This is a genomic window from Cellulosimicrobium sp. JZ28 (assembly GCF_015327065.1).
Classification (GTDB): domain Bacteria; phylum Actinomycetota; class Actinomycetes; order Actinomycetales; family Cellulomonadaceae; genus Cellulosimicrobium; species Cellulosimicrobium funkei.
On sequence record NZ_CP017660.1, the window covers coordinates 2,211,892 to 2,232,365 of the forward strand.

General features: G+C 77.2%; 15 protein-coding genes and 2 pseudogenes. 7 read left to right on the forward strand and 10 right to left on the reverse strand.

What is annotated here, in order from left to right; genetic code table 11:
* The first annotated feature begins 32 nt into the window (after positions 1–32).
* The gene (gene recQ, locus BJP59_RS10130; RefSeq protein ID WP_194520855.1) at positions 33–1,862 is read left to right on the forward strand and encodes a DNA helicase RecQ; all 1,830 of its coding nucleotides are present in this window, start codon (positions 33–35) and stop codon (positions 1,860–1,862) included.
* Between the two features lie 57 nt (positions 1,863–1,919).
* Here recQ and BJP59_RS10135 read toward each other — a convergent pair whose 3' ends face one another.
* Entirely contained in the window at positions 1,920–2,303 is a 384-nt protein-coding gene (locus BJP59_RS10135) for a tautomerase family protein (protein WP_194520856.1), read from the reverse strand.
* A gap of 100 nt (positions 2,304–2,403) precedes the next feature.
* On the opposite strand from BJP59_RS10135, the pseudogene BJP59_RS10140 reads away from it, so the two are divergent.
* Positions 2,404–3,231, forward strand: a pseudogene (locus BJP59_RS10140) (YaaA family protein); the annotation flags it as partial.
* Positions 3,232–3,309: 78 nt separating this feature from the next.
* The gene (locus tag BJP59_RS10145; protein ID WP_194520857.1) at positions 3,310–3,645 is read left to right on the forward strand and encodes a TfoX/Sxy family protein; all 336 of its coding nucleotides are present in this window, start codon (positions 3,310–3,312) and stop codon (positions 3,643–3,645) included.
* Positions 3,646–3,702: 57 nt separating this feature from the next.
* Here the strand turns inward: BJP59_RS10145 and BJP59_RS10150 are convergent, their stop codons facing one another.
* The 3 genes from BJP59_RS10150 to BJP59_RS10160 form a co-directional block, all read right to left on the reverse strand.
* Complete coding sequence (locus tag BJP59_RS10150; RefSeq protein WP_194520858.1) at positions 3,703–4,962, reverse strand: bifunctional RNase H/acid phosphatase; 1,260 nt, start codon at positions 4,960–4,962, stop codon at positions 3,703–3,705.
* Positions 4,959–5,702, reverse strand: coding sequence for a zinc ribbon domain-containing protein (locus BJP59_RS10155; protein ID WP_034653131.1), 744 nt, complete (start codon positions 5,700–5,702; stop codon positions 4,959–4,961). The genes BJP59_RS10150 and BJP59_RS10155 overlap by 4 nt, the downstream gene beginning before the upstream one ends.
* A gap of 82 nt (positions 5,703–5,784) precedes the next feature.
* Positions 5,785–6,762, reverse strand: coding sequence for a Nif3-like dinuclear metal center hexameric protein (locus tag BJP59_RS10160; protein ID WP_194520859.1), 978 nt, complete (start codon positions 6,760–6,762; stop codon positions 5,785–5,787).
* A gap of 90 nt (positions 6,763–6,852) precedes the next feature.
* On the opposite strand from BJP59_RS10160, the gene BJP59_RS10165 reads away from it, so the two are divergent.
* Genes BJP59_RS10165 through BJP59_RS10180 form a run of 4 tightly spaced genes read left to right on the forward strand, consistent with a single transcriptional unit; the run spans position 6,853 to position 10,385 of the window.
* The gene (locus tag BJP59_RS10165; RefSeq protein WP_076405483.1) at positions 6,853–7,299 is read left to right on the forward strand and encodes an ArsR/SmtB family transcription factor; all 447 of its coding nucleotides are present in this window, start codon (positions 6,853–6,855) and stop codon (positions 7,297–7,299) included.
* On the forward strand, positions 7,296–9,008 hold the full coding sequence (locus tag BJP59_RS10170) for a SulP family inorganic anion transporter (protein ID WP_194520860.1): 1,713 nt from the start codon (positions 7,296–7,298) through the stop codon (positions 9,006–9,008). The genes BJP59_RS10165 and BJP59_RS10170 overlap by 4 nt, the downstream gene beginning before the upstream one ends.
* Before the next feature lie 17 nt (positions 9,009–9,025).
* Positions 9,026–9,931 (forward strand): helix-turn-helix domain-containing protein, encoded by a 906-nt coding sequence (locus BJP59_RS10175; RefSeq protein WP_228485000.1) that lies wholly within the window; start codon positions 9,026–9,028, stop codon positions 9,929–9,931.
* Positions 9,897–10,385, forward strand: a complete 489-nt coding sequence (locus BJP59_RS10180; RefSeq protein ID WP_228485001.1) for a VOC family protein — start codon at positions 9,897–9,899, stop codon at positions 10,383–10,385. The genes BJP59_RS10175 and BJP59_RS10180 overlap by 35 nt, the downstream gene beginning before the upstream one ends.
* Before the next feature lie 28 nt (positions 10,386–10,413).
* Here BJP59_RS10180 and BJP59_RS10185 read toward each other — a convergent pair whose 3' ends face one another.
* The 6 genes and pseudogenes from BJP59_RS10185 to BJP59_RS10210 all read right to left on the reverse strand — a co-directional run bounded on the left by BJP59_RS10185 (position 10,414) and on the right by BJP59_RS10210 (position 20,439).
* Entirely contained in the window at positions 10,414–12,048 is a 1,635-nt protein-coding gene (locus BJP59_RS10185; RefSeq protein WP_228485422.1) for a bifunctional 3'-5' exonuclease/DNA polymerase, read from the reverse strand.
* 53 nt (positions 12,049–12,101) lie between these two features.
* The gene (locus BJP59_RS10190; protein ID WP_194520862.1) at positions 12,102–14,213 is read right to left on the reverse strand and encodes a hypothetical protein; all 2,112 of its coding nucleotides are present in this window, start codon (positions 14,211–14,213) and stop codon (positions 12,102–12,104) included.
* Positions 14,210–15,078, reverse strand: a pseudogene (locus BJP59_RS20395) (VWA domain-containing protein). Before BJP59_RS20395 ends, BJP59_RS10190 begins: the two are co-directional and overlap by 4 nt.
* Positions 15,079–15,389: 311 nt before the next feature.
* On the reverse strand, positions 15,390–17,897 hold the full coding sequence (locus BJP59_RS10200; protein ID WP_194520863.1) for a DUF5682 family protein: 2,508 nt from the start codon (positions 17,895–17,897) through the stop codon (positions 15,390–15,392).
* Entirely contained in the window at positions 17,888–19,021 is a 1,134-nt protein-coding gene (locus BJP59_RS10205; protein ID WP_144682252.1) for an ATP-binding protein, read from the reverse strand. Before BJP59_RS10205 ends, BJP59_RS10200 begins: the two co-directional genes overlap by 10 nt.
* Complete coding sequence (locus BJP59_RS10210; RefSeq protein ID WP_194520864.1) at positions 19,018–20,439, reverse strand: YihY/virulence factor BrkB family protein; 1,422 nt, start codon at positions 20,437–20,439, stop codon at positions 19,018–19,020. The genes BJP59_RS10205 and BJP59_RS10210 overlap by 4 nt, the downstream gene beginning before the upstream one ends.
* Positions 20,440–20,474: the final 35 nt, after the last annotated feature.

The following is a 20,474-nucleotide window of genomic DNA, read 5'->3' on the forward strand; positions in this document are numbered from 1 at the left end:
GTCGTGTCGGAACTCCTCGGTAGGGTGCCCGGGTGGCCACAGCGACTGCGACCGACCCCGCGCTCGACGTGCTCCGGCGAGTCTTCGGGTACGACGCGTTCCGGGGTGAGCAGGCGGCCGTCATCGACACCGTCGTCAACGGCGGCGACGCCCTGGTGCTCATGCCGACCGGCGGGGGCAAGTCGCTGTGCTACCAGATCCCCGCCCTGGTCCGTCCGGGGACCGGCGTCGTGGTCTCCCCGCTCATCGCCCTCATGCAGGACCAGGTGGACGCCCTCGCGGCGCTCGGCGTCCGCGCCGCGTTCCTCAACTCCACGCTGTCCTCGGAGGACCGCCGCGCCGTGGAGCGCGCGCTCGTGGCGGGTGAGCTCGACCTGCTCTACGTGGCGCCGGAGGGGCTCCGCAGCCGCGCCACCCTCGACCTGCTCGACAGGACGCCGATCGCGCTCTTCGCGATCGACGAGGCGCACTGCGTGTCCCAGTGGGGCCACGACTTCCGGCCGGACTACCTCGAGCTGTCGGTGCTGCACCAGCGCTGGCCGTCCGTCCCGCGCATCGCGCTGACCGCGACGGCGACGGCCGCGACGCGGGCCGAGATCGCCCAGCGCCTCGACCTGGAAGGCGCACGGCACTTCGTCTCCAACTTCGACCGCCCCAACATCACCTACCGGATCGTGCCCAAGGACCGGCCCGAGAAGCAGCTGCTCGACCTGCTGCGCACCGAGCACGCCGGGGAGGCGGGGATCGTCTACTGCCTCTCGCGCGCGTCGGTCGAGAGGACCGCCGCGACGCTCGTCGAGAACGGGATCCAGGCGCTGCCCTACCACGCGGGCCTCCCCGCGTCGGTGCGCGCCGCGAACCAGTCCCGGTTCCTGCGCGAGGACGGCCTGGTCATGGTCGCGACGATCGCCTTCGGCATGGGCATCGACAAGCCCGACGTCCGGTTCGTCGCGCACCTCGACCTGCCCAAGTCCGTCGAGGGGTACTACCAGGAGACGGGGCGCGCCGGGCGCGACGGGCTGCCCTCCACCGCCTGGCTGGCCTACGGCCTCGCCGACGTCGTGCAGCAGCGCAAGCTCATCGAGACGTCCGACGGCGACGCCGCACACCGGCGCAACCTGGGCCGGCACCTGGACGCGATGCTCGCCCTCTGCGAGACCGTGGAGTGCCGCCGCGCCCAGCTCCTCGCCTACTTCGGCCAGGAGCACCCGGGGGCCTGCGGGTCGTGCGACACGTGCCTCGCCCCGCCCGAGGCCTGGGACGGGACGGTCGCCGCGCAGAAGGTGCTCTCGACGGTGTTCCGCCTGGACCGCGAGCGCGGGCAGCGCTTCGGCGTCGGGCAGGTCGTCGATATCCTCCTCGGCCGGGACACGGAGAAGGTCCGACGGTTCCGGCACCAGGAGCTGTCGGTGTTCGGGGTCGGGGACGACCTGTCCGAGAACGAGTGGCGGGCCGTGGTGCGCCAGCTCCTCGCCCAGGGGCTGCTCACCGTCGAGGGCGCGCACGGGACGCTCGTGCTCACCGTAGCGAGCGGGGAGGTCCTGGCCCGGCGCCGCGAGGTCCGGATGCGGCACGAGCCGGCTCGTCCGGTGCGTGCGGCGAAGGGACGGAAGGCGGCGGCCGCCGCCGAGCTGGCCGAGGCGGACGTCCCGCTCTTCGAGGCGCTGCGCGCCTGGCGGGCGGGCGAGGCGAAGACCCAGGGCGTGCCCGCGTACATCGTGTTCGGGGATGCGACGCTCCGCGGGATCGCGACCGCCCGGCCCGGCTCGCTCGAGCGGCTCGCGCTGGTGAGCGGCGTCGGCGAGAACAAGCTCGCCCGGTACGGCGACGCGGTGCTGGCCGTCGTCGCCGAGGCAGGGTGAGCGGCCGCACACCGGGCTCGGACCGTCCCCCGCCGCCCCCGGCAGCGGACGACCGTGTCAGACGTCGACGCGGTACGACAGCGCGAGCTCGTCGCCGCTGACCCCGCGGATGCCCCAGTTCTCGCGCGGGCTCTCGAGGATCACGAGCTCCACGTCGTCCACCGTCAGGCCGAGGGCGGGCACGACGTCGTCGTACAGCGCCGCGACCAGCGCGCGCTTGGCCTCGCGCGTGCGGCCCGTGAAGCAGACGACCTCGACGACGAGGTACGCGTCCGAGCGCGGGGCGACCAGGTCGTCGTCGTCCAGGAGCAGGAAGCGGTGGAACCGCTTGTCCGGCGGGAGCTGCCACGCGCGCACGAGCGCGTCGTGCAGCGCGTCGGACACCTCCCTCCGCCGCGCGCCCCACACGCTGCGCCGTCCGTAGATCTTCACCTGGGCCATCGGGCGAGCGTAGCCGTGACGCACCCCACGCCGTCGGCCCCGGTCAGCCGCGGCGGGGACGTCGCGCGCGCTCGTAGAGTGACCCGGTGCTCGTGCTGCTCCCCCGTCCGAGGGCAAGACCCCCGCGCCCGACGGCGCCCCGCCCGTCGACCTCGACACCCTGACCTCCCCCGCGCTCACCGCGCACCGCGTGACGGTCCTCGACGCGCTCGCCGCCGCGAGCGCCCGGCCGGACGCCCACGAGGTCCTGGGCACGACGCCGGGGCTCGCCGAGGAGGTGCGGCGCAACACCATGCTGCGCTCGGCCCCGGCCGGTCCGGCAGCCGACGTGTACACGGGCGTGCTGTACGGCGCCGCGGACCTCGCGGGGGCGCTCGCCGCGGGCGGGGAGCCCGCGCGTCGGGCCCGCGAGGACGTGCGCGTCGTGTCGGGGCTGTGGGGCGCGCTCTCCCCTGCCGACCGCGTCCCGGCGTACCGGCTCTCCATGGCGGTGGACCTGCCGGGCGTCGGGAAGCTCGCCACCGCGTGGCGGCCCCACCTCGGCCCCGTGCTCGACGAGCGGGCCGCGGGCGACGTCGTCGTGGACTGCCGGTCCGCGACGTACGTGGGCGCGTGGAAGCCGCGGACGTCGGGCCCGCGGGCGGCCGAGTGGGTCGCGGTGCGGGTCGTGCGCGAGCACGCCGGGAAGCGGACCGTCGTCTCGCACAACGCCAAGCACACGCGCGGCGTGCTCGCCGGGCACCTCGTGCGCCGGGAGGCGGCGTCGCCGTCGTCCGCGGCCGGGCTGCTGGACGCCGCGCGCGAGCTCGTCGGCACGGTGATCGGGACCGAGGTCGGCTCGGGCCTCACCTACCGGCTGATCGAGGCCACGCTGCACGACGCCACGACCCGCAGCGGCCCGCGCACGCTCGAGCTCGTGATCTCCTGAGCGGTCCGGCGCGGTTGTCGGACCGGGCCGGCGCCGCGTGCCACTGCGCCGGGACGGGCAGGGGTCCACAGTGGACCCATGGCCGTCAGCCAAGACCTCGCCGACCGCGTCCGCGCGGTGCTGGCGCCCCGCGCCCCGTTCGAGGAGCGGACGATGTTCGGCGGCCTCGCGTTCCTCGTCGACGGGCACATGGCGGTCGCGATCACCGGGGACGCCCTCATGGTGCGGGTCGGCACGGGCGGACGCACCGCCGCCCTGGAGCGCGGCGCCCGGCCGATGACGATGGGCACCCGCACGATGGCGGGGTGGGTCGTCGTCGACGGTCCACGCCTGGCGGACACGCGCGAGCTCGACGCCTGGGTGGAGACCGGTCTCCAGATCGCCCGCACCGCGCGTCCGAGGCCGCCGAGGTAGAGGCCTGGTCACGACCATGCCTCTACCTCGCGCTACCAGGCCTCTACCTCGGCCGGGTCAGAGGTCGCTCGGGACGCCCTGGGCCGTGAGCTCGTTCGTGCCGTCGGCCCACAACCGCAGGATGCTCACCGACGCCGGAGGGACGCGGATGCGCGACCACTGCTCGGGCGGCGCGCCCACGGCCGTCCCGATCGCGGCCCGCACCTGGACGGCGTGACCCACGACGACGACGGTGCGGCCCGCGGGCCCGGCACCCGGCAGCATGGTGTCGACGAGGTCACGCAGCCCCTGCCGGACGCGCACGCCGACGTCGGCGGCGGACTCGCCGCCCGGGGCCGGCGTCGTCCCGGTCGTGTACCAGGCGGGCAGGAGGCCGGGCCACCCGGCGTCGACCTCCGCGGCCGTGAGCCCTTCCCACGCGCCGAAGTCCACCTCGGCGAACCGGTCGTCCGTCGTCACGGGCACCCCGAGGCGGCGGCCGACGGCGCGCGCGGTCTCCTGGGCCCGGACCATGGGCGAGGAGACGACGGCCGACGGGCGCGGCAGGTCGGGCCACGCCTGGCGACCGATCCGGAACACCAGGTCCGCGGCCTGCGCGGCCTGCGTCCGGCCGCGCGCGGTGAGCGACGGCCCCGGGACCGACGAGCCGCTGAACGCGCCCGCGACGGTGAGCGGCGTCTGGCCGTGGCGCACGAGCACGACCGTGAGCGCGGGCGCGTCGTCGAACCGGACGGTGGCGCCCGACGGCCGAGCGGGCGTGTCGAGCGCCGCGCCCTCGGGGACGGCGGGGAGGGTCGTCCCGTCCACGGAGACGGGCGCGGTCTCGGTGGCGGGGTCGGCCGCGGCGCCGGACCGCACCTCCGACGTGTCCGCGGGCTCGTGGTCGCGCACGACCGTCCCGCGGGTGTCCATCGCCTCGTTGGCGAGGGCGTCGGCCGCCGCGTTCTGCGCGCGCGGCACCCACTCGTAGGTGACCTGGGCGGCCGGCAGCACCGCCGCGGCCTCGGCCGCCAGGCGGCGCATGTCGTCGTGCTTGATCTGCCAGCGCCCCGACATCTGCTCGACGACGAGCCGCGAGTCCATCCGGACGGTCACGCGCGCGTCCGGGTCGATCTCCGCGGCGGCGCGCAGACCGGCGACGAGGCCCGAGTACTCGGCGACGTTGTTCGTCGTCGTGCCGAGGTACGCGGCCCGCTCGGCGAGCACCTGGCCGGTCGCGGCGTCGCGGACGAGCGCCCCGAAGCCCGCGGGCCCCGGGTTGCCGCGGGAGCCGCCGTCGGCCTCGACGACGAGCTGCCGACCGCTGGTGCCGCTCACGCGCCGGCGCCCTCCGGCCGCACCACGATGTGGCCGTAGTCCTCGAGCCGCACCACCTGGTCGGGCGCGGCCGACGTGATCGCCGCGAGCTCGGCCGGGCTCAGCGAGACGTTGAGCCCGTCGACGTGCTGGCCGCGCAGCGCGACGACGCCACGCCCGCCGTTCTGGTCGCGCACGCGCTCGTAGAGCGCGAGCAGGCCCGCGTCGAGGCCGGCGACGGCGTCCGTGCGCCGCCCCGCGACCTGCGCGGCTTCGGCGTCGAGCTCGGCGTACCGGGCGTCGCGCGCGGCCACGACCTCGGCCTTGGCGGACTCGAGCTCGGCGTGCGCCGACTCGAGCTTCGCGAGGGCCTCCTCGTGCGCCTCGAGGCGCTCCATGACGTCGAGCTCGACCTCCTCGAGGACGCCCTGCCGGCGCGCGAGCGACTCGAGCTCGGCGACGAGCGCCTGAGCGTCCTTCGCCCCGACCTGGCCGGAGTCCAGGCGGGACTGGTCGCGCGCGGCGCGCGTCCGCACCTGCTCGACGTCACCCTCGGCCTTGGTCAGCTCGCGCCGGAGGTCGCTCACCGCGGTCCGCGACTCCACGAGCTTGCCGCGCAGGTCCTCGAGCTGGGCGTCGAGCTCGGCGATGCGCGCGTGCTCCGGCAGGTTCTTGCGCTGGTGCGCGAGCTGCTGGGCACGCGTGTCGAGCTCCTGGACGTCGAGCAGGCGGAGCTGGTCGGCGGGCGGTGCAGTGGCCACGGGTGGTTCCTTTCGTGGGCCCCGGGGCGGGGGCCGGCGTGCGGGTCGGTGGGGACGGGTGGGGGTCGACGCGCCGCGGGCGTCAGCCCTGCGCGGTGGCGCGGGGCGGTCCGGCGTCGGCTGCGGGGTCGGCGGGTGCGGACGGGAACCGCGCCGTCCACGGGTCGGTGACGAGCGTGCTGACCCGCGTCTCCACGGCCGCGCCGGAGCGCGCGAGGACGCGCACGAGGTCCTCGGCAGCGTAGCGGAGCCACGGCCACTCCGAGGCGTAGTGCGGCACGTCGACGAGGAACGGCGTCCCGGCCTCGCCGCCGCCGAGCCGCGCGCGCTCGCGCAGCTCGGACACGGGGTGGTGGCGCAGGTCGGAGGTGAGGTAGACGTCGGCCCCGCTCGCGCGCACGGCGTCGAACAGCGAGTCGCCGGACCCGCCCACGACCGCCACCGACTCGACGCGCGCGTCGAGGTCGCCCGCCACGCGCACGCCCTGCACCGTCGGGGGCAGCACCTGCGCGACGCGCTCCGCGAAGGCGCGCAACGTCGTCGGCTCCGCGAGCCGGCCCACGCGGCCGGTGCCGGTGCGCGCCGCCTCGTGCGGCGACGGCGCGGGGTGCGGCACGAGGGGGACGCGGTGCAGGAGGTCGAGCGCGTCGGCGAGGGCGTCCGCGACCCCGCGCTGCGCAGCGTCGGCGTTGGTGTGCGCGACGTAGAGCGCGCAGCCGCCCCGGATGAGGCGGTGCACGAGCGAGCCCTTGAAGGTCGTCGCGGCGACGGAGTGCACGGGCCGCAGGAACAGCGGGTGGTGCGTCACGAGGAGGTCGGCGCCCCAGGCCAGCGCCTCGTCCGCGACCTCCTCGACGGGGTCGACGGCGAGCAGCACCTTGCGCACGGGCGCGTCCGGGTCGCCGGCGACCAGGCCGACGGCGTCCCAGTCCTCCGCCGTCGACGGCGGGTACAGCTCGTCCAGCGTCCGCACGACGCGGCCGAGCGTCGGGTGCCCCGCGCCCTCGGCCGCCGGGTCCGCAGGAGGCGTGTCGGTGCTCGGGTCGGGCGCGGCGGTCATGGCGGCAGGCTATCCCGGGCGGGCCGCCGGACGCCGCTCGCCATGGTTTGATGGATTGCGCAAGCCATCATTCCGTAGCCCGGAGGACCCGTGCCCCGCCCACCCCGACCCGACGACGGTGCCCCCGGCACCGACGAGACCGCCCCCCTCTACCGCATCAAGGCCGAGCTCTTCCGGTGCCTCGCGCACCCCACGCGGATCCAGGTGCTCGAGGTCCTCGCCGCCGACGCCGACCACACCGCGCCCGTCTCCGTGCTGCTCGACGTCACCGGGTGCGAGGCGTCCCAGCTCTCCCAGCACCTCGCGGTGCTGCGCCGGGCAGGCGTCGTCACCTCGACGCGCAGCGGGAACGCCGTCGAGTACCGCCTCGCCGAGCCGCTCGTCGCCGAGCTGCTCGTCGTCGCGCGGGCGTTCCTCCTGTCGAACCTCGCCGGCGCGTCCGACCAGCTCGAGGCCGCGCGGCGGCTCCCGGCCCTGCCCGGCGCGACCGCGCGCGCGGTGCTCGACGCGACCACGGCGTCGTCCCCCTCGGCATGAACCGCCTCGCCGCCGTCCGCGACCTGCTGCCCCGCCGCTCCGACTACGACCTGCGCCCCCGGACCCTGCGCGCCGACCTCCTCGCCGGCGTCACCGTGGGCGTCGTCGCGCTCCCGCTCGCGCTCGCGTTCGGCGTCAGCTCCGGCGTCGGGGCCGCCGCCGGGCTCGTCACCGCCGTCGTCGCCGGCGTCGTCGCGGCGGTCCTCGGCGGGTCGAACCACCAGGTGTCCGGACCGACCGGGGCGATGGCGGTCGTGCTCGCGCCCGTCGTCGTCGCGCACGGCCCAGGCTCCGTGGCGCTCGTCACCGTCCTCGCCGGGCTCGTGGTCCTCGTCGCCGGGCTCGCCCGGCTCGGCCGGGTCGTCACGTACATCCCGTGGCCGGTCGTCGAGGGGTTCACGCTCGGGATCGCGTGCATCATCTTCCTCCAGCAGGTCCCGGCCGCGGTCGGCGTCGAGGTCGCGCCCGGCCACAACACCCTCGTGTCCGCCGTGGAGGCCGTGCGCGCCGCCGTCACCGACGTCCCCGCCGCCCCGGTGCTGTGGACGCTCGGCTGCGTCGCGCTCGTCGCCGCGACCATGGTGCTGCTCCCCCGGCTCCACGCGGGGATCCCCGCGTCGCTCGTCGCGGTCGTGCTCGCCACCGTCCTCGTCGAGGTGCTCGGCGCGCCCGTCCCGCGCATCGGTGCGCTGCCGTCGTCGCTGCCCGCGCCCGTCCTGCCGTCGGTCACGCCCGGCGCGCTGCGCGACCTCGGCGGCGCCGCGCTCGCCATCGCCGCGCTCGCCGCGATCGAGTCCCTGCTGTCCGCGCGCGTCGCAGCGACCATGGTGCAGTCCGGGCCGGGCGGCGGTTCCGTCTACCAGCCCGACCGAGAGCTCGTCGGCCAGGGCGTCGCCTCCGTCGCCAGCGGCCTCTTCGGCGGCATGCCGGCCACGGGGGCCATCGCCCGCACCGCGGTCAACGTGCGCTCCGGCGCCCGCACGCGGCTCTCCGCCGTCGTGCACGCGGTCGTGATCCTCGCGGTCATGTACCTCGCCACCGGCCCGGTCTCGCGGATCCCGCTCGCCGCGCTCGCCGGCGTCCTCATGGTGACGAGCTTCCGGATGATCGGCGGGCGCACGATCCGCTCCGTCGTCGGGGCCGGGCGCTCCAGCGCGGCGACCTTCGCCGTGACTGCCGTCGTCACCGTCGCGTTCGACCTCGTGCAGGCCATCGAGATCGGCATCCTCGTCGCCGCGTTCTTCGCGCTGCGGACCGTCGCCCGCGCCTCCGGGGTCCACCGCGAGCCGCTGCCCGGCCCCGCCGAGCCGGGCGACGAGCACGTCGCGCTCTTCCGGCTCGAGGGGTCCATGTTCTTCGGTGCCGCCGACCGCGTGCTCGCCGAGGTGACCGACGCCTCGGCGCACGAGGACGTCGCCGTGGTCGTCCTGCGGCTCTCCCAGCTCCGCATGGTCGACGCGACCGGGGCGAAGGCGCTCGGCGGGCTCATCGAGGGCCTCGAGGCGCGCGGGGTGACCGTCCTCGTCAAGGGCGTCCAGGACCGGCACCGCGCGCTGCTCACGAACGTCGGCGCGCTCGCCGAGCTCCGGCACGAGAACCACCTGTTCGACACGCTCGACGACGCCGTCGAGCACGCGCGCTCCCACGTGCGCCGCGCGGCCACCGGCACCGACGTCCCGCAGGTGCGCGGTCTGCGACCCGCGACGTGAGTGCCTAGCCTGGAGCCGTGCACGAGTACGTGCGAGCCCTGCCGCGGGCGCTGCCGCCCGGCGTCGTGTCGATGGTCGGATACCGCCTGCGGACCGCGACGACGGACGGCACGCCGTCCGTCCACCGCGGCCTGCCGTCGCCGTGGCTCACGCTCGTCGTGAGCACCGCGGGCGCCGTGCCGACGGCGGTCGGGCCGGACGACGCCCCGGTGGGTTACGCCTCGCTCGTCGGCGGTCTGCACACGCGGCCCGCGTACATCCACCAGCCGCCCGAGCAGGCGGGCGTGCAGCTCGCCCTCGACCCCCTCGCGTGCCGGGAGCTGCTCGGCGTCCGGGCCGGCGAGCTCGGGCTCGTCGAGGACGCGGACGCGGTGCTCGGGCCCGTCGCCGAACGGTTGCGCGAGCAGGTGGCCGAGGCGGGCTCGTGGCCCGCGGCGTTCGACGTCGTGCGGGCGGTGCTCACGCAGCCCGGGGGCGTCGCGCCGGGTGGCTCCGTCGCCCGGCGCGACGGCGTGCGGCCCGACGTCGCGGAGGCGTGGCGGGTGCTGGTGCGCACGCACGGGCGCGCCCGGGTCCGGGACGTGGCCCGCCACGTGGCGCTGGGCGAGCGCCGCCTGGAGACGCTGTTCCGGGCGGAGCTCGGGGTCTCGCCGCGCGCGGCGCGCGGGCTCGCGCGGTTCGACGCCGCCCGTCGCGCGGTGCAGCGCCTCGCCCTCGGCCGCGGGCCCCGCACGCTCGCGGACGTCGCCGCGAGCGCCGGGTACGCCGACCACTCCCACCTCGTGCGCGACTTCCGGCGGTTCGCCGGCACGACCCCGACCGGATGGGTCCGGGAAGAGGTCGGGAACATCCAAGCCGGGGGCCACACCGACGGCCCAGCCTGGGACCATGAGCATCCACGAGAGCACCCGGGACACCGCTGACCACACCCCCGCCGCCGACGCGGCCGGGACACCGACCGGGACACCGCGCCCCCAGGTCTGGCCCACCCTCCAGGCGCGCGACGCCCGCGCGCTCGTCGCGTTCCTCACCGACGTCGTCGGGTTCGTCGCGACGGCCGTCATGGCGGGCGACGACCGCGACGTCGCGCACGCCCAGCTCGACTGGCCGCACGGCGGCGGGATCATGCTCGGCAGCCACTCCCCCGAGCGGGAGTGGTCGCGCGAGCCGGGGACGTGCGGCACGTACGCCGTCGTGCCCGACGACGCCGCGATCGAGGCGCTCGACGCCCGGCTGCGCGAGCGCGTGCCGGGTACCAGCGGTCGCGTCGTCGTGCCGCTGCGGGACACGGACTACGGGAGCCGCGAGCTCGTGCTCCGGGACCCCGAGGGGAACCTCTGGTCCTTCGGCACGTACCGCGGGGAGCCGCGGCGGTGACGACGCCGGGCGTCCTGCCCGCCGCGTCTCACTTCGCCTCGGCGTAGTGGTCGACGACCGCGACCGTGAGCGGGAAGTCGACCGGGAAGTCGCCGAACAGGAGGCGCCCCGCCTCGGCCGCCGCGGCGCGGACCTCGTGCGCGACCGTCTCGGCGAGCTCGGCCGGCGCGTGCACGACGACCTCGTCGTGCAGGAAGAAGACGAGGTGCGCCCGGTCGGCGAACGGGGCGGGCGCCGCCCCGGGGGTCGCGGCGAGGGGCAGGTCCCACAGCCGCCGCCGGATCGACGCGAGCCAGCACAGCGCCCACTCGGCGGCGGTGCCCTGCACGACGAAGTTGCGCGTGAACCGGCCCCAGGCCCGCGTGTACGACCGGGCCCGCGCCTGCGCGTCGGCCCCGGACGCGGCGTCCTCCGTGGCACCGGCGTCCTCGACCGCGTACGCCCCGTCCTGCGCGGCGTGCCACGACTCGCCGGGGCGCGGGGAGCTGCGGCCGAGGAGCGTCGAGACGATCTCCCCGCGCTCGCCCGCCTGGGCGGCGCGCTCCACGAGGCCGATGGCGTCGGGGAACGCCTTCGCGAGCCGCGGGAGCACGAGCGCGCTGTCGCCGGTCGTGCCGCCGTACATCGCGCCGAGCATCCCCACCTTGGCGTGGTCGCGGGTCGCGACGGCGCCCGACGCGACGATCCCCGCGTACATGTCACCGCCGCGACCCGCGGCGGCCATGCGCTCGTCGTGCGCGAGCCCGGCGAGCACGCGCGGCTCGAGCTGCGCGGCGTCGGCCACGACGAGCCGCCAGCCCGGGTCCGCGACGACGGCGCGCCGCACCTGTTTCGGGAGCTGCAGCGCTCCCCCGCCGCTCGACGCCCACCGGCCCGTGACGACCCCGCCCACGACGTACTCGGTACGGAACCGGCCGTCGTGCACCCAGGTGTCGAGCCACGCCCAGCCGTTCGCCGTGAGGAGCCGTGCGAGCTTCTTGTACTCCAGCAGCGGCTCGACGACGGGGTGATCCGTGCGCTCGAGCTCGCCCTTGCGCAGGGACCGCACGCCGACGCCCGCGTACTGCAGCGCCTTGAGCAGGTCGGGATGGGAGTCGGGGTTGAGGGTGGGCGGCGCGTCGAGCGCCGTGCGGATGCGCGCGACGAGCTCTTCCATGCGCGCGGGCCGCTCGCCCGGCCGGGGCCGTGGTCCGAGCTCGCCGCTGAGGATCGCGTCGTGCACGTCGGCGCGCCACGGCACGCCCGCGTGGTGCATCTCGGCGGCGACGAGTGCGCCCGCGGACTCGGCGGCCAGCAGGAGCCGCAGCCGCCCAGCGGCGTCCGGCCCGTCCGCGGCGGCGGCGGTCGCGAGCTGGTCGCGAAGCTCGGCGACGGGGTCCAGCCGCACGCTCGGGCCGTCCTGCGCACCGAGCTCGAAGAGCCCGACGGGCTGCCGCGGCGCGGACGGGTCGCGCCCGGCCGGCACCGCGGCGAGCGCGTCCCACGGCCCGGGGTCGCGCCGCGCGAACGGCGTGCCCGCGACGAGCCGCGAGCGTCGTAGCAGCACGTGGGACAGGCGCAGGTCGTGCGACCGCTCCACGCGCCGCCCGGCCGTGAGCAGGGGCGGGTACCACCGGTTCGTGTCGTCCCAGGTCTCGCGGACCGGGTCCGGCGGACCGTCCACGACGTGCTCGACCCGGGCCCGTCCCGGCGAGCCGACGTGGACGGCGTAGGTGCTCACGCGCTCGCCTCCCGTGCTCGGGGCCCGGGGTCGGGCGCGGCGGCCACGGCGCGCGCGAGCGCCCGGCCCCGGGACGCGACGAAGCCGGCCCGCAGTAGCCGGGGGCTGTCCGGCTCGTGCGCGACGAGGCCGACCGTGGCGGCGAGCGTCGTCGCCCCGAGGTCGTCGGCGGTGCGCGCGGCGCGCGCGAGGGCGCTCGCCTGGTGCGGCGTGAGGTGCCGGCGCCCCGTGGCGGCGAGCGCCACGACCGTGTCGAGCAGCGTGTCGCACACGTCCTCGACGGGCGTGGGCACGACCACCTCACGCACGTGCGTGCCGGCGCGCCCGCGCAGCGACCGGACCCGGGCGCGGAGCCTGGTCCACGGGGTCGACCACGCCCGGTGGTCGTACGCCGGCGTCAGCGTGGGGACGACGACGTCGAGGCCTTCACCCGGCCGGTCGACGAACAGCCCGACGGCCTCGTCGCGCCGCGACGCGAGGTCGCGCTCGACGGCGACGGCGACCACGCGCCGGTTCCCCGCCGCGACCCCGAGCAGGGTGTCGCACGCCGCCTCGTCCGCGGCGTCGACGCGCACGACCGTCTCCGCGCCATCCGCCGCGACCAGCGTCCAGGTGAGCTCCTGGGCGACCTCGTCGAGGCCGATCGCCCCTGCCTCGCGCACCATGACGACCCGCACGGCGGCGGGTGTCCGGCCGAACCCGGCCTCGGCCCGCGGCGGGGTCGTCGCGGTGCGGGCCGCGACGTCGCGGAGCTCGTCGGCGTCGAGCGCCCCGAGCGGCTCGACGGCGGGCCCCTCGCCCGCGCGCAGCCCCGTGTCCGCCCGCTCGGTCGCGCCGCGGAGCGCGAACGGGCCGCGGCACAGCGCCTCGACCGAGCGGCCCCAGACGAGCGGGAGGTCCCACGAGCGCCGGAAGGTCGGGTCGGCGCCCGGCGGGCGGCCGGTGGTGACCGACCGCACGCGCCCGGCGTCCGCGTCCCACAGGTGCACGGTCACCCCGCGCGCGCCCGACGCCGCGACCCACCACCGCGCACCGAGCGGCACGACCCGCGCCAGGTCGGTCGGGCGCTCGTCGGGCGTGCCGGCGTCGGGCGGGGGCACCGCCTGCACGTACGCCCACAGCTCGGCCAGGGCCAGGAGGCAGTCCGTCTCGTCGACCGCGTCGCGGCGGTCCGCGAGCGCCTCGAGCCGCCCGACCGCGGACGTGACGAGGCGCTGGACCGCGGGCCGCCGGCCGAGCCGCGCCACCACGCCCGCGCCGCGCAGCTCCTCGAGGTCGTCGTGGCCGACGTGCGAGAGCCCGACGTCGAGCAGCCGCTCGACCGCGCGCACGACCTCGTCGGCCACCGCCCGTGCGTCGGGGACGCCCGTGGCACGCGGCGTCGCGGCGGCCCGCTCGGGCCAGGGCCACGGCCGGCCGTGCGCACGCCACACGTGCACGAGCGCCTCCAGCCGCCACCGGCGCTCGTCAGCGTCGCTCCACGCCGCCCCCTCGCGGGCCACGAGCATCCCCGGGAACCCCGCCCCCGCGACGTACGTGACGCGCGGCGCGCCGGGCCACGAGACCTCCGCGCGCGGGCCGTCGACCGCCACCTCCACGGGCGGCCCACCGACCGCCGCCTCCACGGGGAGACCGTCGACCGACGCCTGCGCGGGATCAGCAGGCACCGTCTCGGCGACCGCCCGCACGACGGCGGCGCCCGCGGCTCGGTGCACGGCGCGCGGGTCGAGCGCCAGGATCTCCGCCACCGGGTCCGGGGCGGGAGCGGACGGCGTCGCGCCGTCACGTGCCGCGGCGGGAGCTGCCGCGGGTGCGGCACCCGTCCCCCGTGCCCACAGGCTCGCGGCCACGACGTGCTGGCACGTGCCCGGCGTCGGGCACGCGCACCGCGCCCCGGCGGGACCGCGTGCGTCGAGCTCGACCCGCACCCCGCCCACGGACACGACGACGCCGTCGGGGCGCGCCTCGACCGGCTCGACCCGCCCGGCGGTGACGTCCTTGCGGGCGCGCCGGACGAGGCCCGGGCTCGCGAGCGTGGCGAGGGCGTCGTCGTCGTACCCCGCGTACACCGCGGCCCACGCACCGGGCCCGGCGCCGGACCCGCTCACGGGAGCACCTCGCCGAGCCACTCGGCGAACCGCTCCGGCGTGAGCGCCGCGATCTCCATGCCCTGCTCGGCGAGCCGGCGCGCGACGCCGCGGTCGTACGCGGGGTTCGCCTGCCCGTCGAGGGCCGCGAGCCCGAGCAGCCGGACGCCCGACGCGTGCAGACGCCCCACCGCGGACACCAGCTGCGACACCGAGCCGCCCTCCTCGAAGTCGCTGACGAGCGCGACGACCGTGCGCCGCGGGTCGCGCACGTGCTGCTCCGCGTACCGCACGGCGCGCGCGATGTCGGTCCCCCGCCGAGCTGCGCGGTGAGCAGCACCGTCACCGGGTCGTGCGCGAGGTGCGACATGTCGACGACCGCCGTGTCGAACAGGACGAGGCGGACCGTGATCCCCGGCAGCCCCGCGAGGATGCCCGCGCTCACCGCGCTGTAGAGCACCGAGGCCGCCATGGACCCCGACTGGTCGACGAGCAGCACGACGTCGTACGACAGCGACCGGCGCCGCCGCGCCGAGAATCGCAGGTCCGTGACGAGGAGGCGCCCGCGCTCCGGGTCCCAGCGGCCGAGGTTCGCGCGGACCGTCGCGGCGGCGTCGAACGTGCGGCTGGATCGCACGAACGAGCGGCGAAACCGGTCCCGGCGCCCGTCGACGGCCGTCACGAAGCGGGGGCGCAGGCGGCGCACCACGTCCTCGACGACGCGCGCGACGATCCGTCGCAGCCCGTCCTGCACCTGCGGCCCGAGCCTGCCCCGCACGCGCAGGAGCGCCGACGCCAGCTCGGCGCTCGGCTCGACGGCCTCGACCGCCTCCGGGTCCGCGAGCAGCTCCGTCATGCCGTACCGACCGACCGCCTCGACCTGCATGCGCTCGAACGTCTCGCGGGGGAACAGCTCGCGCGCCGACCCCAGCCAGTCGAGCCCCTCGACGACCGACCCTCCGCGGCCACCTCCGCGGCCCCTGCCTCGGTCGCCGTCGGGGTCTCCCCCGGTGCCGTGCCGGTGGCCGCGCGCGGTGTACTCGCGGTCGTAGAGGTGCCCGAGCGTGCGGTCCAGCGCCTGGTCCGGTGGCGCCACGGGCAGCGTGTCGCCCGCGTACCGGCCCAGCACGAGCCGCCAGCGCCGCGCGGCCTCCTGGTCGTCCGCCCGCCCGGCCACGCCGAGACCGCCGCCCGCCGTCACGAGGCGCTCCCGCGAGCCCACGCGCCCAGCCCATCCCGCTCGAGCACGGCGACGAGCTCGCGCTCCACCACCAGCGCGGCCCGCAGGTCGTCCTCCGAGACGTGCACGCGCCGGTCCAGCGCGTCCGCGCGCGTCCCGGTGCGCGCGGCGACTCGCTCGGCGAGCCGGTGTGTCTCGGTCGGCCGCAACCACGTGAACGCGCGCCGCAGGTCCGGCAGGACCGCTCGGAACGCGTCCTCGTCGAGACCACGCAAGCCCTCGTCGACGGCGTCGAACATCTCCGGCGTGTGGAGCAGCAGGTCCGGGGCCGCGCGCAGGACCCCGCCGAGGAACGCCGTCGCCGCCACGGGGTCTGCGCCGGGTGCGAGCTGGGCCCGCACCCGCTCGACGAGCCCGCGGTCGCCGGGCTCGTCGCCGAGCTCGTCGTCGACGGCGGCGAACGCGGTGAGCGCCCCGCGCACCGCCGGGGACGCGTCGGCGTCCTCGCGGACGCGCGCGAGCGCCTGCCCCACCGTCGCGGCCGCCGAGCCCGGTCCGTCCCGGCCTGCGCCGCGCACGTCGCGCACGAGGGACCGCAGCGCGACGAGGCTCGCCAGGGCGTCGTCCTGCGTCGTCGCGTCGGCCGCCGCGAGGTCCGGGACCAGGTACGCGGCCGTGGCCAGCCCCTGCTCCGCGAGGTCGAGCAGGGCCTGCGCGTGGTCGCCCAGCTCCAGCTCGACGCGCGCCCGCCACAGCGCGACGAGCCGTCGCATGCCCGCGACAACGGACGCGAGCGACGGGTCCACGTCGAGCGTGGAGCGCACGAGCGCGACGAGCGGGGGCAGCCGCTCCGGCAGGCCGACGACGACGCACTGCGCGACGAGGCGCGCGACGGCGTCGCTCGAGCGCTCCTCGCGCGCCCGCTCACGGGCGTCGTCGAGCAGCGCGACCGCGACCGCCTCGAGCGTCGCCCCGCGGTGGGAGAGCTCGACGAGGCGCGCCTCGACGAGCGGCGTCCACGCGTACGTCCACTCCTCCAGCACGAGGCCCAGCCCGCGGCCCGCGACGTGGTCGGGGCCCGAGACCCGGCGAGCGAAGCCCAGCTCGAGGAACGCGCACAGCGCGAGGAACCGACGCCGGTCGCGGTGCGCGGTACGACGGCGGGCGTCGAGCCGCACGGTGCGCGGCACGGCGTCGGACACGTCGAGGCGCAGCGCCCGGGCGCGGGCACGCGCCTCCTCGACGAGCGGCGGGGCCGCACCGCCCGGGGCGACGTCGCCGAGCGCGCGCCCGGCGAAGATCTCGGCGACCGCGAGACCGAGCGGGCGGTCGCCCGCGGCGTCCAGGTCGTCCGGGTCCTTCACGTAGCACGAGGTGATCGCGTCGAGCAGGTCGGTGCGGCACGGCCAGGGCCGTTCCCGCAGGGCCGCGAGCCGGTGCGCGTGCTCGACGGCGGCCTGGGACTGCGCCACGCTCACGAGGGCCCCGCGCTCCGACGCCCCGCGCCCGACGTCGACCAGGACCCCGGCCGCGGCGGCAGCGGGCCCGGCCGGGTCGTGGTGCGCGGCCCAGAGCCGGTCGTAGTAGCCCGGCGCGGGCATGCCCGCGCCGTACCCCCGCAGGGCGTCGAGCCGCTCGTCGTCGTAGCGGACGAGCCACGCGGGAGCGTCGGCGAGGTCGCCGTACCCGTCCGCGGGGCGCCGCGCCACGACCGCCGCGCCGTGCTCGCTCCCGACGAGCGCCTCGACGAGGGCGAGCGTGTGGAACGCGCCCGTGACGACGACGACCGGCCCGTCCGCACGCGCGGCGTGCTCCGCGACGCGCGCGGACATGCGCGCCTCGCGGTCGAGCGAGCCGTCGGCGGCGAGCGCCTCGTCCTCGTAGTCGAGCCGCGCGAGGGCCGCCCAGGCGAACACGTCGTCGACGAGCTCGCGCCAGTCGTGCAGGCGCGACGTCTCGCGCGCCTCGAAGAGGTGGTCCCACAGCTCGTCGTGGTCGCGGCACCCGAGCCGCTCCGCGAGCCGGGCGACCGTGCGCGAGTGCGCGAGGTGGCGCTCCGCGAGGACGGTCCGCGCGGCGGCTCCCCGCTCGTCGTCCTCCTCGGCCGCCCGCTCGCCCCACGGGGAGTCGACGAACGCGAGCTCCGCGCCCGCCGCGTGCCCCGCGCGCAGGGCGACCCACTCGGGCGAGTACCGCGCGAGCGGGTAGAAGCCCGCGGCGCGCACGCCGCCTCCCGCGGCGTCTGCGAGGTCGCCGGCGAGGCTGAGGACCGCGACGGGCGGGACCGTCCGCTCGTCGAGCAGCGCGGGCAGGAGGCGCGTGTACTCCTCGGGCCCCTCGACGAGCACGACGGACGGCCGGATCTCGGCGACCAGCGCGGCCACCGCGACCGCGCAGGCGGGACTGTGGTGGCGCACCCCGACGAGGTGCACGCCGTCGCGCTCGCGCAGCAGCGCGAGGTCGTGAGCCGCCTGGCGAAGCCGCGGCGGCGCGGCGTCCCACGCGGCGCGCAGGGCTACCGCCACAGGTCGCCCGCCGCGGTGAGGAAGTCCTTCCAGCGTGCGTCCGACCGCGCGCGCTCCCGCACGACGTTGTCCACGTAGTGCCGCAGCCGCCGCGCGTCCTCCTCGTCGCCCTTGAGCGCGACGCCGCCCACCTGGCGCGCGACCTGCCCGGCCGTGACCGTGCCGTCACCGAGGTAGCGCGCCTCGAGCGACGCCGCGATCGCGACGTTCACCGCCTCCGCCGTCGACATCACGGTCTCGGGGCGCTTGACCGGTGCGCCGCTCGCCGTCGTGCCGGTGCGCAGGTCCTGGAACACGGTGACGAGCACCTCGAGCACGTCACGGTCGAGCACCGGTCGGTCTTCGACGGGCCCGAGCTCGGCGGTGAGGCGCGTCTCGACGAGCTCGATCTCGAACGCGCGGTCGCGGATCGGCGCGACCGTCTCGAAGTTGAAGCGCCGCTTGAGCGCGGCCGACATCTCGTGGACCCCGCGGTCGCGCAGGTTCGCCGTGGCGAGCACGTTGAACCCGGGCCGTGCCGCGACGCGGGCGTCGGCGCCGAGCTCAGGGACCATGAGCTGCTTCTCGGACAGCACGGAGACGAGCGTGTCCTGGATCTCCGGGGCGCAGCGCGTGATCTCCTCGAACCGCGCGACGCGCCCGCTCTCCATCGCACGGTAGACGGGCGACGGCACGAGCGAGCGCTCGCTCGGCCCCTCCGCGATGAGGAGCGCGTAGTTCCACGAGTACCGCACGTGGTCCTCGCTCGTGCCCGCGGTGCCCTGCACCGTGAGGGTCGACGTGCCGCTCGCGGCCGCCGCGAGCAGCTCGGACAGCAGGGACTTGGCCGTGCCGGGCTCACCGACGAGCATGAGGCCCTGCCGGCCGAGCAACGACACGACCGCGCGGTCGACGAGCGGGTCGTCACCGAAGAACTTGCGGCTCACGCCCAGCTCCCGGTCGCCCACGACGAACGCCCGAACGGCGCGCGGGCTCAGGCGCCAGCCCGGCGGGACGTCGGCCCCGCGCCGGGCGTCGGCCTCGGCGAGCGCCGCGAGCTCGTCGGCGTACCGGACCTCCGCCGGCGGTCGCAGCTCGGCGAGCGCCGGGGGCGCCTGCTCGTCACCGGTCGTCGTGCTCGTCACCCGGGCTCCTCCTCGGTCCGGTCGCGGGCACCGTGCCCGTGGTCCTGCAGGTCAGCGTAGGAGCCGCGTCCCACACGGCCGGCGCCGGTGCCGCGGGAGCGGTCGGCGACGGTTTCGGCGGGCGTGCCCGTCGTGGGGGCGCTCTCCCCACCGGCCCAGGCTGCGCCCGTGGCGCGTCCCGCCGGGACCACGCGGTGCGGGTCGGCCTCCGCGTTCACGACGCCGCCGACGAGCACGACGATGCTCGTGAGCCAGCCCCAGAGGACCCCGGCGAGGACGAGGCCGAGCATCTGCCCGGCCGCCTGGACGACCGCCGTCGTCCCCGCCTCGGAGCCCGGCGCCGCCGGTCCCGCGAGCCGGACGTAGAGACCGAACCCCCAGGACACGAGGAGGACGCCACCGGTCCCGACGGCCGCGCCGGGCAGGCACCGCCGCCACGTCGTGTCGACGTTCGGTGCGTAGCGGTAGAGCAGCGTGAGGTACGCGCCACAGACGAGCACGACGGTCGGCCAGCGCAGCACGTCCCACGTCTGCCGGAAGGCCGCGTCGAGACCGAGCCGCTCGGCCAGGTCGGCGCCGTCACCCAGGAGCGGGCCGACGACGACGAGCGCGACGACGGACACCGCCGTGACGATCGCGCCGAGGGCGAGCGCGACCCCCAGGACGTACTGCGCCACGACCCCGCGGCGCCGCTCGACGCCGTACGCGTCGTCCAGGGCGCGGACCGCGGCGCGGAAGACACGGCTCGCGAGCCAGAGCGCGACGAGGAACGACCCGACGGCGAACCCGGTGCGCTGCTCGTCGAGGAGGCTGTCGACGAGCGGCGCGACGACCGAGGTCGACACGTGCTCGGCGAACACCGTGGTGAGCCCGCCGACGATCGACGAGCGGATCGAGTCGACGGTGTCGTCGCCGAGGAGCGGGCGCAGGAAGCCGAGGCTCGACCCGATCGCGGTCGTCAGCGGGATGAGCGAGATGAGGCCGTAGTACGACATCTCGGCGGCGAGGCCCGTGACGCGGACACCGGCGACGCGGAACGCCGATCGGGCGGCGACGTCGGCGACGCGCACGCCTCGCACCCGCGGCCCGGTGCGCGCCGCGGCGGCGAGCACGCGGTCCTGCCACGCGACCCGGCCCGCCGCGCGCTCGCGCCGCCGCGCCGTCCACGGGCGGACCACCGCTCGCGCGCACCACGTCCCGGCGGCGACCGCGCCGGCCGCGGCGGGCACGCTCGCGAGGGCGCCGAGCGCCCGGGTCCCGCCGTCGTCCGCGGCGACGGCCAACACGACGACGACCGCCCCGACGCCCGCGAGGGCGAGCAGCGTCGACGTCGCCGTGCTCACGGCGGACCGGACTGCCGTCGACCGGCGCGCGAGCACGGCGACGAGCAGCCAGGCGAGCGTCGCGACGACGATCACGGGGCGGCGCCGCCGCTCACGGGAGCGTCCGGCGG